Source organism: Actinoplanes palleronii (genome assembly GCF_016862315.1).
In the GTDB taxonomy this organism is placed as follows: Bacteria; Actinomycetota; Actinomycetes; order Mycobacteriales; family Micromonosporaceae; genus Actinoplanes; species Actinoplanes palleronii.
This window is the reverse complement of sequence record NZ_BOMS01000048.1, coordinates 15,193-28,458: the sequence shown is the minus strand read 5'-3', so window position 1 is coordinate 28,458 and position 13,266 is coordinate 15,193. Positions and strand designations below refer to the sequence as shown.

The window sequence follows — 13,266 nt, the reverse complement described above, 5'->3', positions numbered from 1 at the left end:
TATGACACCCGGCCCGGACGGCAACGATGCCCTCCGGGCCGTCATCCCCCTGAGAACCGTGTTCGCGTGCCGGTGGACGTTCCCCGTGCCGCGCGCGAACCCGTGAGGAGCATCCATGTCGTCAGTCACCGGGCGTCGTCCGTTGCGCCGGGCCGCGATCACCACGGCCGCCGCGCTCACCGTGGTCGGAGCGGGTATCGCCGCGATCGGCACCGCCGACGCCGCGACCGCCGCCACCTACTACGTCGCGACCACCGGCAGTGACAGCGCCGCCGGCACGCTCGCGGCGCCGTTCGCCACCATCCAGAAAGCGATCAGTCTGGTCGCCGCCGGTGGCACGATCGCGGTGCGCGGCGGGACCTATCCGCTGACCGCCAACATCCAGATCACCACGAGCGGTACGGCCGCCGCGCCGATCACGCTGACCCGTTACGGTAGCGAGAAGGTGGTCATCGACGGTGAGGCGCTGGCCTACACCCCGGGCGCGGTCGGGTCCACCATCCCGAGTGCGCAGCGCGGGGCGATCCACATGGAGGCGTCGTACTGGAAAGTCGTCGGCCTGGAGATCGCGCACGGACCGTACGGGATCTACTGCAACAAGTGCACCGGCAACACGTTCGACCAGGTGGTCACGCACGACAACTACGAGACCGGATTCCAGCTGCAGGGCGTCTCGGCGAACAACCTGATCCTGAACCTGGACAGCTACAACAACCGTGACCCGCGCAAGAACGGCGAGAGCGCGGACGGGCTCGGCGTCAAGGAGGGCAGCGGCACCGGCAACGTGGTGCGCGGCGCCAGGCTGTGGAACAACATCGACGACGGTTTCGACGCGTGGAGCTTCAGTTCCCCGATCACCATCCAAGATTCGATTTCGTACGGCAACGGCTACAACCGGTGGAGCGTCCCGGACTTCTCCGGTGACGGCAACGGCTTCAAGCTCGGCGGCAGCAGCGGCACCGGGCCAGCCGCGAGTCACGCCGTCACCAACAGCATGGCGTTCGGTAACGCCGCGCACGGGTTCACCGACAACGGCAACACCGGGGCGATCACGGTGGGTCGGTCGACCGCGTACCAGAACGCCAAGACCGGTTTCGACTTCGACGGCGGCTCGACCGCGAAACTGACCGGGAACCTCGCGGTCGGCAACACCACCGCTGTCGCCCTCGGCTCGTCCACCGCGTCCGGGAACTCGTGGAACATCGGCGGCACCTGGACACTGCTCAGCACCAGCCCGGCGACGATCACCGGCGCACGGACCTCGACCGGCGCGATCGCGTCCTCGACGTTCCTGGTCCCGGCGAACGGCGCCGCGGTCGGCGCGAAGATCTGACCGTCGCTCCGCCGATCACCGACCGGATCCGGATGGCAGATCGTCGGAATCAGGCAGGCCAGGGTGGTTGGTCTCGGGCTGAAGTGAGGAGGGGAGTGGTGCCGAGGCCGGTCTGCTGCGATGCCGGCGGCCTGCTGATCTTCCGTAATCGGATCGCCCGGGACACCCCGCTCGGGAACACCCCGGCGCGTGTCAGCGACCTGGGCGGCCCGCACGAGGGCGATCCGCGGCATCCGCTGACCGGCGCGGACGGTGAGCTGGTCGACGGCACGACGCTGCTCGCCCCGGCCGCGCCCTAGCCCGGTCTCTCCAACGGGTGATTGTCCGGTTCGGACGGGTGGACGACGATGGCATCCATGCGTCCACACCTGCGGCGACTCTCGGCGGTGACGCTGGTTCTCGGCCTCGGCGGCTGCAGCCTGGTGAACCCGCCGAAGCCCCTCGATGCCACGGCCACGCCGGCCGCACCGGCGAACACCGCGCCCGATCTCACGCCGACCGGCGAGCAGCTTCAGGATCTGCTGCTGACCGCCGGCGACCTGCCCGGGTACGGGCCGATGCCCGCCGGACCGGCCGGCTCCGGCGGGATCACCGACCTGGGCAGCGGTGCGCAGCAGTGCGGCGGGGCAGCGGCGGCCTCGGCTGCCCCGGTGGCGTCCGCGGCGCCGGCTGAGGCCGTACAAGTGATGTTGGCCAAGGGGATGACCGGACCGTTCGTCGCGGAAGCGATCGTGGCCCCCGGCGACCTCGCGGCCCGCACGATGGTCGCCGACCTGGCCGCCGCGCCGGTGGCGTGCCCCAACTTCTCCGGTGAGGCGGCCGGGACCGGCGTCACGGTCTCGATGAGCCAGCTGACCGTCGGGAAGTACGGCGACGCCTCCGCCGGCGTGCAGCTCACCGCGACCCCGGCCGGACTGCCGATGTCGATCCACGGCTACGTGATCTCGTTCGCGCACCGGGGGATCGCGGTGACCGTGATCGTGATGGGCCTCACCGAGATCGACAAGGCCGAGGCCGAGGCGGTCGTCAGATCGGCGGCGAACCGGGTCCAGCGGGTGTCGTAGTCAGGCAGTAGCGCAGCAGATTGGACACCGCCGCGGTGCCGGTGGCCAGCTGCCGCAGGGTGAACCCGTCCATCGCGGCCCGGCCCAGGCGCTGCATGACCAGGTCGTCGGCGGACATCCCGATCGCGGCCAGCGTGGCCAGCTGCCCCGCGGCGCCCGCGTCGGTCTGCGGCCCATACCCGAAGGACGTCCCGCCCGCGTACAGGCTCCGGCAGGCGTCGCCGCCGGACAGCGACCCCGGGCGGGCCCGGTCCTGCACCAGCTGGACGGCGGTGGTGTCGTAGTCCAGGCGCAGGTCGGGGGTGGTGACCGCGAACGACCACTCGCGCAGCCCGAGAACCGCGATGATCACGCCGGCCAGGGCGCCGGGCAGCAGCCCGGCCGCGACCCGGCGCCGGCTCGGCAGGGACGCGTCGTCGGTGTGGGCCCGCCGCCATCGACGGCGGATCCGGGCGCCGAGCCAGGCGAGCGGGACCACGCCGATCAGCAGCGCGGCGTACAGCGCCAGGATCATCACGCCGAGCGCGGCGAACCGGGGCTGGTCGGTGGCCTCCCGGCCGGGCAGCCCGCCCAGCCCGGTGAGCAGGGTGACGAACGAGCGGTCCAGTCCGTCGAGCAGGACCACCGCCGCCAGCGACACCAGGAACAGGCTGCCGGCCAGCGCGGGCAGCACCGTGACGACGCCGGCCAGCAGCTGCCCGGTCCGCTGCCGGCTGGCGTAGGCCAGACCGGCGACCAGGCCACCGGCGAGGGAGGTGAGCAGCGCCGGGGCGTACAGCAGATAGGACAGCGGCCAGAGCGCGGCCGGCGTGCCGTCGACCTGCGCCCGGCCGATCGCCGCGGCGATCGCGGTGTGGTCGGCGGCCAGCAACAGCGCGTACGCGACGACGACCCCGCCCGCGACCAGGTGCACCAGACGCCAGGGGGTGCGCAGGTCACCGGCGACGATCCCGGAGGTCCGGGACGCGACCACCGCGGCGGTGTAGAGCCCGGCGAGCCACACCACCAGCAGCGGCACCGGCTGGACCGCGGCGGTGGCCAGCCCGAAGACCACGGCCCGCCAGTGCGGATCGAGCTGGAAGACCTCGGCGATCCGGAACCAGAAGCCCAGCCACACCCCGGCGACCAGGACCGCCACCACCATGCCGCGGTGGTAGCCGGGGCGCGGGTGCAGCGTGGACGCCAGCCGGGGCGCGGCGGTGGTGAACGTCCAGCGCAGGAACAGCCAGGTGCCCGCGGCCAGCACCAGCGCGACCGCCAGCCCCGGGCCCGGGGAGCGGAGCATCGTCGGCGCCCACGCGGCGGCGCCGGGCTGGGCGGGCGCGATCAGATCCCCGGCGAGCAGCCCTGCGGTGAACGTCACGGCGGCCAGGGCGGCCCGGGGCGACACGTTGTCGGAGGCTATCGACCGCAGCACGGAACGCCAGGTGGCGCGGGAGGGCCCGTCGGACGTGACCGGCCACAGCACGGAACGCCAGGTGGTGCGGCTCGACTCGACGGTGACCGTCCAGAGCGCGGAACGCCAGGTGGCGCCGGCCAGGGCGGCGGCGGCCAGCCCGCCGAAGAGGACGCCGCAGAGCAGGTCCTTGCCGAAGACACTCGACGGCCAGAGGATCGAGACGAAGTGGTAGCCGGGCCGGTAGGCCAAGCCGACGAGCATGCCCGCGGCGGTCGCGGTCGCGGCACTGAGCCGGAAGAGCGCCCCGGAGTCCTGCAGAACACTGTCGCGCTGCTTCCGACCGGGGTGGAAACGCTGATTCCAGAGACTGGTCGGGTCGCCGCGCCGGGCCAGGGCGGCCAGGAATTCCTTCGCGGGCCGGTGCGGGCCGACCGCGCGGTGGTCGGCGTAGAACTCCCGGGTCCGGATCACCTGGCAGCGCAGGACGTAGACCAGCAGCAGCAGCGCGGCGAGCCGCCAGCCGTAATAGCGCAGCCCGGCCGGATCGGTCAGCGCGACGATCAGCGTCGGCGCGGCGGCCAGCACGAGGAACGCCCGCCAGACCGCGGTGGTCAGCGCGGTGGCGTCCAGGTCGCGGTTCCGCAGGTGGCCGATCTCGTGGGCGAGGACCGCCGGACCGCAGTCATCGGTGTAGTCGGTGGACCCGATCACGATCGAGTATTCCAGCCGGTTGCCGAACGCCCTGGTCGCCCGGGGGCCGGCGGAATCGACGAAGGCGCTGACCGAGGCGGGGACCCCGGCCGCGACGAGGTCCTTGCGGACCCAGGACGCGTCGTCGAGCCGGGTCAGGCCGCGGCGGGTCCACCACGGCGCGATCAGGTACTGCGCCAGGACACCGAGCAGCAGAACGGTGAGCAGCACCGCGACCGCGGCGGCCTCGCGCAGGCCGGCCCAGTCGGAGCAGCCGGTGTACCACTGCGACAGGGCGTCCGGGAGGACGTGGGGCGCGTCCTTGCGGGCCTGCTCGGCGCAGTACCGCCCGGCGGTCGCGATCGGCGCCAGGTGCCCGGCCAGCCACGAGTAGAGGTAGCAGGAGCTGGTGACGGTCGCGAGCACCAGCAGGCCGAACCGGCCCCCGGTCGCCGGCGGCAGGGTGAACGGGGTCATCTCTCGTCGATCTCGCGGGCCTGCGGGCACACCTCGGCGGCGAAGACGATCGCGAAGAGGTCCGCGGTCTCCTTGGAACCACCGGACCGCTCGACGATGCCGCGCCCGATCTCGGCCAGCAGCAGCGCGTCCTTCGCCGACACCGCCGGCATCTCGGTGGTGGCGGTCACGGTCTTGCCGGCGCGGTGCAGGGCCCGGGCCGCCCGCCGCCGGCGCCACCAGCTCAGCCCGTTGCCGGCCTGGTCCCGGATCAGGTCCGACGCGGTGTCGGTGGCGACCGCCTGCAGCAGCACCAGCGCGGTCTGGACGATCAACGTCCCGCTCACCGCGTCGACACCGACCGGCGCGGCACCGCCCCCGCCCACCAGGACCGAGTTCACGACGCGGTGGCGGACGTGGTCCGAACCGAAGAACCCCTGTGCGACGATCCGCAGTTCGCCCACCTGATCCGGGGCGGTCTTGCGAACCACCCGCTCGGCCAGGGTCTCGATGGTAGCCATGGTGTCCGGATGTCCTTAGTGGTAGACGATCTTGGAATTGACGATCTTGGCGATGGTCTCGCCGATGACCCGGGCGGTCTCGTCCGGATTCATGCCGTCGACGAAGACCGGCTTGCCGTTCGGGAACGCGGTCGCCCAGCGCAGCGGCACGGTGATGTTCCGGTCGGGGACCAGCAGCCGCTGGAACTTGACGTCCGATCCGCGCAGCACGGTCCCGGACTCGGACGCGTCGGCCGGCAGGTCCTCCAGGTCGCCGTCGGAGAGCAGCACCAGCGCCGTCTTGCAGGAACTCGGCGGGAACGCTGTGATTGCCTCGAGGATCGGCAGGTACTTGGAACCGCCGGCCAGCGACACCACCGGTCCGATGCCGGTCAGCTGCTTCACGCTGGTCGGGGCCTGGCGGATGCCCGCCTCACCGGCGAAGTCGACGACCGCGATCTGGTCGCGCTTCTTGAGGTTGCGGCTGCTCCAGTCGACGAGCTGCTGCAGCGCGTTGTCGCGGGCCGCGGTGTAGCCGGCCATCGAGTTGGACTGGTCGATCGCGAGGATCACCCGGGCGCAGGAGACGGTGCGTCCCGGTGCGAGCGTGGCCTGGGTCAGCTTCTTGACCGTCGGCGTCGGCGTCGGCTTCCGCGTCCGGGACGGCGAGGGCGTCGGCGAACTTGTCACCGACGGCGACGGTGTCGGCGAGCTCGCCACCGGCGACGGCGAGGGGACCACGACCGGCGGAGGTGGCTCGGCGATGACCGCGGCCGGTTCGTCATGGCGCAGCAGCAGCCAGCCCAGCGGGAGCAACAGCAGCAGACAGAGCAGGATCAGGCCCGGCAGCTTGCGGTTGCGTCGCCCGGTCGGCCAGAGCTTGGCGGGCCGGTCCAGCGCCGGCCCGCGGAAGTAGTCCCTCACTCCGGGGCCTGCTGTGGTGTGGTTTCCGCGCCCTGGTCCAGCGCGGAGCGGAACTGCGCCTGCCGGGGCAGCCGCAGGTTCAGCCGCAACAGCTGCTCCCGGATGTGGTGCAGGTCGGCGCCGACCGACGGATGCCCCCGCGGCCGCCAGTTGTCCAGCGTGTCGATCGCGTCGTCGACCGTCCGCAGCGGCCCCAGCGTCAGCGCCCCGCCGAACATCGCCAGCTGCTGCGAGCTGGGCACCGCCATGTGGTCACCCGGGCCGTACGACTCCAGGCCGCCGGAGCGCTGGTGCGCGAGCCGGTCGGTGTCCAGCACCCGCCGATCCGGCCGGTGCTCGGCCGCCGCCCGCTCATCGTTGATCATGGTGGCGCCGATCGCCACCACCCGTTCGCAGCGGTCCAGTTGCACCTGCACCTCGCTGCGCAGGTCGATCCAGGCCCGGACGTGCTCGGCGTTCGCCTTGATCGCGCCCTTGCGGACCTTGCGCAGTTCGGAGCGCCGTTCCACGGTCTGTGTGCGGATCTCCGAGGTCAGGAACAGCCGGGCGCCGATATCACCGAGCAGCATCAGCCCGAAGATCAGCGCCATCGGGCCGGCCGGGACCGGCACCGCGCCGACCTGATCGTTCTCGGCCGAGAACCGGGCGTAGACCAGCCAGACCGTCGCGCTGACCGCGCCCGCGGCGACCAACCCCGCGAAGATGGTGCCGATCCGTTCCCGGCGACCGGTGCCCGGGTAGGCCGACACCCAGCGGTGGCCGAGCGCGCCGACCACCCGCGCGGACAGGATCCCGGCGGTGGGCAGGAAGATCGCCAGCAGGGCGGCCGACACCTGACCGGCGTTGAAGCCCGGTTCCTGCGACTTGCTGAACACGCCGTACCAAAAAGCCACCTCGACCACCAGGAACACCGCCTCGGCGATGGTCAACGCCCGGTGACTGATCAACGGGCGGTGCGGGTCGTAGTCCTCGCGGAAACCGGTCGGGGTGGCCCGCAGGAATGGCGGCACCCGTTTCGTCTCGACCGGGGTCTCCGGCGGCGGCACGGCGCGATCCGCGGACTCCGAGCCCCAGTGCCCGGTCCAGCGCGGATCCTCCTGGGAGCCGAGCAGGCCGTCCCAGGCCAGCAGGTTGTTCTGCGCGGCGGTGACCAGTTTGTGCTGGAACCGGCGCAGGCGGTTCGCGCGCCGATGGTCGTAGCCGGCGAGGGTTTGACTGACCTGGATCAGCACCGACTTCTCGGCGTTGGTGATGCCGTCGCCGACCAGTTCGCCGTACCCGGGCTTGGAACGTTCGCGGTTGAAGGGGATGCGTCGTTGCTGTTCGACGTTGCCGAAGAGCACGCGCATCGCATCGGTGACGCGGCCCATCAGTGCAGGCAGCCCTTCGGACCGAGGTTGACCACGACACGGCGGTTCTTCGCGGCCGCGGCCCGGTCGTGCTTGCCGTTGCTGAACTCGGGCACGGCCGGCTTGGTCGCGCCGTAGCCCTTGGGCTGCAACCGGTTCGCGGCGATGGTCAGCTTGGTCAGTGCGGTGACGACCGCCTGCGCGCGATCCTGGGAGAGCTGCTTGCGGACCGCGGCGGTGTCGTAGGAGGCGGTGTGCCCCTCGACGATCGCGATCCAGTCCGGGTGCGCGGTCAGCGCGTCGGCGGCCTGTTTGGCGATCGGGTCGGCGTCGGCGTGCAGGTCGGCGCTGCCCGGTGAGAACAGCAGCGCGGACGGCACCACGATCTGTTCGCCGCAGGAGGTGGTGCTGCGCACGGTGTCCGGGATCGTCAGGTCGTCGGCGGGCAGCGGGCCGGCGATCGGCGCGGTCGTGCCACCGGTGCGCGGGTCGAAGACGGGCGTCGCGCCGGCCTTCTTCAGCACCGCGGTCCAGATCCCCTGCACCGCGGTGACCAGCGACTGCGGCAGCCCGCGGGTCGAGGTGCCGAGGCCGGACCAGACGATGCCGGTGCCGCGCAGCGACGGCGCCAGCGAACCGGAGGCGACCAGATCGGCGGCGATGTCGTCGGGAGCGTCGTCGAACCCGGTCCGATTCAGATCGAACTCGCCGGCGCTCGTCAGGCCGTCCGAGACGACGAGCAGCGCTGTCGGCTTCTCCCGGCTCGCGGTGGTCAGCGCGGTCAGGATGTCGCTGCCCGGCGCGGTCGGCCGCGCCGCGGCCTCCCGCATCCATTCCCCGACGCACTGCAGGGCGATCTTGCGGGCGTTCTTGGCGGTGTCGGCTTCCTTCCCGGGGTACGGGTCGAGCGCCACCGTCCGGCTGATCCGCCCGGCCTTGCCGGCCCCGTCCACCGGTACGATCGCCAGCTGATCCCCGCGCTCCTGCGCCGTGGTGAGCGCCTCGAGCACGGCGCTGGGCACCGGCCCCTGCACGCCCGACGCGGTGTTGTCCACGACCAGCGCGACCGTCGCCGCGGAGACGTCCGGTGGGATCTCGGCGAGCTTGGCGCAGTCACCCGGCTTCGCGGCGCCGCCGGTGCTGCTGGACGCCTCGGCGGTGCACCCGCTCAGCAGCAGTCCGGCGAGCAGCAGCGACAGGCCGGCGGTTGATTTATTGATGTCCACAGTCCCTTGTCCAATGCGCTCAAAACGGCTGGACCCGACTGTGTTCGCGGATGGTCACAAAAGCATCTCCCCGAGCCGGTCATCATCCGGCCGAGGGTTGATCTCATTCGATGGGGTTAGGCCGCTCCGGCGAGGGGGAGTCAACCGTACGTGTCGCCGCCATGGGCCGGTTCGTCCGCAGCGCCCGGCGATCCTTACAGATTAGACGATCAGCGATCTGGTCCTGCCAGCTCAGAGCCCTGATCCACACGATCGGGGTGCACCACTGCCCGCAGGAGGCTCCGCGCAGCAGGCGTCGCCGGGCGTGGTGGCGGCGAGGGGGCTCGGCGGGCAGCAGGCGTCGCCGCGCCAGGCGTCGCGGCCCTCCTTGACGGCCACGGCGGCGATCACCAGGGCCGCGATCGGGTCGGCCCAGCCCCAGCCGAACAGGCTGTTCACCAGCAGCCCGGCCAGCAGGACCGCGGACAGGTAGGTGCAGAGCAACGTCTGCCGGGAGTCGGCGACCGCGGTGCGCGAGCGGAGTTCGCGGCCGGCGCGGCGCTGAGCGTGGGACAGCCCCGGCATCACGGCCAGCGAGACGGCGGCGAGCACGATGCCGACTGTGGAGTGCTCGGCCTCCGCGCCGCCGGTCAGCGCGCGCACCGAGGCGACGGTGACGTAGGCGGCCAGGGCGAAGAAGGAGACCGCGATGATCCGGAGGGCGGTCCTCTCGCGGCGCTCCGGCTCGCGGGCGGCGAACTGCCAGGCGACCGCGGCGGCTGAGGACACCTCGATGACCGAGTCGAGGCCGAAACCGATCAGCGCGGTCGAGCTCGCGACGGTGCCCGCGCCGATCGCGATGCCGGCCTCGATCACGTTGTAGGTGATGGTGACCGCGACAAGCATCCGGATCCGGCGGGCGAGGGCCTGGCGTCGCTGCGGGCTCGGACCAGTCGGGGCGAGGGGGAGCAGGGGCAGATCCATCAGCAGCAGTCCTTGCCGGCGGAGTCCGGGCAGGCGGCCGGGTCGACCGCCAGGACCAGGCCGAGCAGGTCGTCGAGGGCGTGCCGGATCCGGCTGTCGGCCAGCTCGTACCGGGTGCGCCGGCCCTCCGGTGCGGCGACGACCAGGCCGCAGCCGCGCAGGCAGGCCAGGTGGTTGGACAGGTTCTGCCGGGTCACGCCGAGCAACTCGGCCAGGTCGGTCGGGTATCCGGGTGCGTCGCGCAGGGCGAGCAGCAGCCGCGCCCGGGTGGGGTCGGACAGGGCGTGACCGAAGCGCGCGAGCACCTCGCCGTGGGTGACCGTATCCATGCCCCGACGTTACAGCATCCGCTGTATTCAGCGAAATCTGTAACGTCGGGGCCGGTGGTCACTTGCCGTCGAGGGCCAGGTTCAGCTCGAGGACGTCGACGCCGGGTTCGCCCAGGAAGCCGAGGGCGCGGCCGGTGGTGTGCTCGGCGATCAGCTCGCGGACCCGTTCGAGCGGGACGCCTCGCTCGCGGGCGATCCTCGGGGCCTGCAGGTTGGCGTACGCGGGACTGATCTGCGGGTCGAGGCCGCTGCCACTGGCGGTGACAGCGTCGGCGGGCACCACCGGACGGGCCGGCGCGGTGCCGCGGATCGGCGTGATGACCCCGCCGAGCGCCCGGTAGTCGGTTTCCGGCTGCGCCGGTTCGACGGGCACGCCGGCATAGCTGGCGACGAACGGCGTACCGGTCTGGTTGACCGCGACCACCCGGGTGACCGGGCCGGTGAAGCCGTCGCGGTAGAAGACCGCGAGGACCGCGCCGACGCCGGCGGTGGTGCAGTAGGGGCGGCTGCCGTCGACACCTTCGAGTTTGCCGACCGCCAGGCTGCGCGTGCAGACCTGGGTGAGCAGGCTCGGCGACGCCGCGTCCGGGTCGTCGGACACGGTGTCGACGACGCTTTCCGGGCCGAGGTTGCTGGCCGAGGTCGAGGTCGGGTCGTAGCCGTCTCCGGCCGCCGACGGCCGGCTCTGGAAGTACCTGGGGATCGGGTTGCCGTCGGCGTCGGTGAACGACTGGCCGATCAGGGAGCTGCCGACGGTCTGGTCACTGACCGTGAGAAGCGAGCCGCCGGCCTTGTCGGACAGCCCGGGGACCTTGCCGAGGCCGACGAAGAGCAGCGGATAGGCGAGGCCGAGCAGGACGGTGAAGACGAGCAGGGCGCGCAGCGCGGCCAGGTGCTGGGCCAGCCAGGAAGGAAGTCGCATGTCGATCAGATCCCGGGGATGAGCTGGATGAGCAGGTCGATGAGCTTGATGCCGAGGAACGGCGCGATGACGCCGCCCAGGCCGTAGACCAGCAGGTTGCGGCGCAGCAGCTGGCTGGCCGACGACGGCCGGTACCGGACGCCGCGCAGGGCGAGCGGGATCAGCACGACGATGATGATCGCGTTGAAGATGACCGCGGACAGGATCGCCGAGCCCGGCGAGTGCAGCCGCATGACGTTGAGCGTGTCCAGGCCCGGGTAGACCGCGGCGAACATGGCCGGGATGATCGCGAAATACTTGGCGATGTCGTTGGCGATGCTGAACGTGGTCAGCGCCCCGCGGGTGATCAGCAGCTGCTTGCCGATCTCCACGATCTCGATCAGCTTGGTCGGGTCGGAGTCCAGGTCGACCATGTTGCCGGCCTCTTTCGCCGCCGACGTGCCCGTGTTCATCGCGACGCCGACGTCGGCCTGGGCGAGGGCAGGCGCGTCGTTCGTGCCGTCGCCGGTCATCGCGACAAGCCGCCCGCCCGCCTGCTCCTTGCGGATCAGCGCGAGTTTGTCCTCCGGGGTGGCCTCGGCCAGGAAGTCGTCGACACCGGCCTCGGCGGCGATCGCCGCGGCGGTTCGCGGATTGTCACCGGTGATCATCACGGTCCGGATGCCCATCCGGCGCATCTCCTCGAACCGCGCCTTCATCCCGGACTTGACCACGTCCTTGAGGTGGATCACGCCGAGGACCCGATCGTTTTCGGCCACCACGAGCGGGGTGCCGCCGGAGGCGCTGATCTGGTCGACGATCGCGTCCACCTCGTCGGTCCGGGTGCCGGCCCACTTCAGCACCGCCGCTGCCGCACCCTTGCGGATCGTCCGGCCGGGCAGGTCCACCCCGCTCATCCGGGTCTGCGCGGTGAACGGCACCCAGACCGCGTCGGCCATCAGGCCCGGTTCCCGTTCCCGCAGCCCGTGCTCGTTCTTGGCGAGGACCACGATCGACCGCCCTTCGGGCGTCTCATCGGCAAGGCTGCTGAGCTGCGCAGCGTCCGCCAGGGCCCGCGGATCAACCCCATTGACGGGTACGAACGCAGCCGCCTGACGGTTCCCCAGCGTGATCGTCCCGGTCTTGTCCAGCAGCAGCGTGCTCACGTCGCCGGCGGCCTCCACGGCCCGCCCGCTCATCGCGAGCACGTTGCGTTGCACCAGACGGTCCATCCCGGCGATGCCGATCGCCGAGAGCAGCGCCCCGATCGTGGTCGGGATCAGGCAGACCAGCAGCGACACGAGAACGATGCCGGTCACGCCGTTGCCGTCGATCGCGGCGGTGTCCGGCGCTGCCGCGTTGTACGCCTTCGCGAAGATCGCAAGCGGCTGCAACGTGACCACGGCCAGCAGGAAGATGATGGTCAGCGCGGCCAGGAGGATGTTCAGCGCGATCTCGTTCGGGGTCTTCTGCCGGTTGGCCCCCTCGACCAGCGCGATCATCCGGTCGACGAAGCTCTCACCGGGCCGCTGGGTGATCTTCACGACGATCCGGTCGGAGAGCACCTTGGTGCCGCCGGTGACCGCCGAGCGGTCCCCGCCGGACTCCCGGATCACCGGCGCTGACTCGCCGGTGATCGCCGACTCGTCGACGCTGGCGATGCCCTCGATCACGTCGCCGTCACCGGGGATGATCTGCCCGGCCTCGACCACCACGACGTCACCGAGCTGGAGTTGCGTAGCCGGCACGGTCCGGCCGTCCGGCAGGTAGGCCACGGTGTCCTGTTTGGCGGCTCGCAGCGCGGCGGCCTGTGCCTTGCCGCGGCCCTCGGCGACCGCTTCGGCCAGGTTCGCGAAGACGACGGTCAGCCACAGCCACACCGTGATCGACCAGGCGAACACGCTCGGCTCGGCGATCGACAGCACGGTGGTGAAGACCGCGCCGACCTCGACGATCACCATCACCGGGTTGCGCCACAGCGTCCGGGGGTCGAGCTTCGCGAGGGCCTGGGGCAGCGACTTCCACAGCTGCTTGGGGTCGAGCAGGCCGGCCTTGACCGGGGTGGCCGGGGGAGCGGCGTCGACCTCGACGAGGTCGTCCAGGGTGGTGGTCATGGCAGTGCTTCTTTCGGG

Annotated in this window: 12 protein-coding genes; 3 read left to right on the top strand and 9 right to left on the bottom strand. The window is 71.6% G+C overall.

What is annotated here, in order from left to right; translation table 11 throughout:
* Positions 1-115: 115 nt before the first annotated feature.
* From Apa02nite_RS17450 to Apa02nite_RS17440, 3 genes are all read left to right on the top strand, one after another.
* Positions 116-1,333 carry a right-handed parallel beta-helix repeat-containing protein gene (locus Apa02nite_RS17450; protein WP_203825909.1) on the top strand — a complete coding sequence of 406 codons (1,218 nt, stop codon included), beginning with the start codon at positions 116-118 and terminating at the stop codon, positions 1,331-1,333.
* Between the two features lie 98 nt (positions 1,334-1,431).
* Positions 1,432-1,632 (top strand): hypothetical protein, encoded by a 201-nt coding sequence (locus tag Apa02nite_RS17445; protein ID WP_203825908.1) that lies wholly within the window; start codon positions 1,432-1,434, stop codon positions 1,630-1,632.
* A gap of 57 nt (positions 1,633-1,689) precedes the next feature.
* Complete coding sequence (locus tag Apa02nite_RS17440) at positions 1,690-2,397, top strand: hypothetical protein (protein WP_203825907.1); 708 nt, start codon at positions 1,690-1,692, stop codon at positions 2,395-2,397.
* On the opposite strand, the gene Apa02nite_RS17435 is transcribed toward Apa02nite_RS17440, so the two are convergent.
* The 9 genes from Apa02nite_RS17435 to kdpB form a co-directional block, all read right to left on the bottom strand.
* Complete coding sequence (locus Apa02nite_RS17435) at positions 2,360-4,963, bottom strand: M48 family metalloprotease (protein WP_203825906.1); 2,604 nt, start codon at positions 4,961-4,963, stop codon at positions 2,360-2,362. The two genes, Apa02nite_RS17440 and Apa02nite_RS17435, sit on opposite strands and share 38 nt — an antisense overlap.
* Positions 4,960-5,463 (bottom strand): hypothetical protein, encoded by a 504-nt coding sequence (locus Apa02nite_RS17430; RefSeq protein WP_203825905.1) that lies wholly within the window; start codon positions 5,461-5,463, stop codon positions 4,960-4,962. The genes Apa02nite_RS17435 and Apa02nite_RS17430 overlap by 4 nt, the downstream gene beginning before the upstream one ends.
* Positions 5,464-5,478: 15 nt before the next feature.
* Entirely contained in the window at positions 5,479-6,366 is an 888-nt protein-coding gene (locus tag Apa02nite_RS17425; protein ID WP_203825904.1) for a vWA domain-containing protein, read from the bottom strand.
* A complete protein-coding gene (locus tag Apa02nite_RS17420) occupies positions 6,363-7,736 on the bottom strand; it encodes a hypothetical protein (protein ID WP_203825903.1) in 1,374 nt (457 codons plus the stop codon). The genes Apa02nite_RS17425 and Apa02nite_RS17420 overlap by 4 nt, the downstream gene beginning before the upstream one ends.
* Complete coding sequence (locus tag Apa02nite_RS17415; protein WP_203825902.1) at positions 7,736-8,941, bottom strand: OmpA family protein; 1,206 nt, start codon at positions 8,939-8,941, stop codon at positions 7,736-7,738. Before Apa02nite_RS17415 ends, Apa02nite_RS17420 begins: the two co-directional genes overlap by 1 nt.
* Positions 8,942-9,172: 231 nt before the next feature.
* A complete protein-coding gene (locus tag Apa02nite_RS17410; RefSeq protein WP_203825901.1) occupies positions 9,173-9,904 on the bottom strand; it encodes a cation efflux transmembrane domain-containing protein in 732 nt (243 codons plus the stop codon).
* A complete protein-coding gene (locus Apa02nite_RS17405) occupies positions 9,904-10,233 on the bottom strand; it encodes an ArsR/SmtB family transcription factor (RefSeq protein WP_203825900.1) in 330 nt (109 codons plus the stop codon). The genes Apa02nite_RS17410 and Apa02nite_RS17405 overlap by 1 nt, the downstream gene beginning before the upstream one ends.
* Before the next feature lie 58 nt (positions 10,234-10,291).
* A complete protein-coding gene (locus tag Apa02nite_RS17400) occupies positions 10,292-11,155 on the bottom strand; it encodes a potassium-transporting ATPase subunit C (RefSeq protein WP_203825899.1) in 864 nt (287 codons plus the stop codon).
* Between the two features lie 5 nt (positions 11,156-11,160).
* Positions 11,161-13,248: a potassium-transporting ATPase subunit KdpB gene (gene kdpB / locus Apa02nite_RS17395; RefSeq protein WP_203825898.1), complete on the bottom strand. Its 2,088-nt coding sequence runs from the start codon at positions 13,246-13,248 to the stop codon at positions 11,161-11,163.
* Positions 13,249-13,266 lie beyond the last annotated feature (18 nt).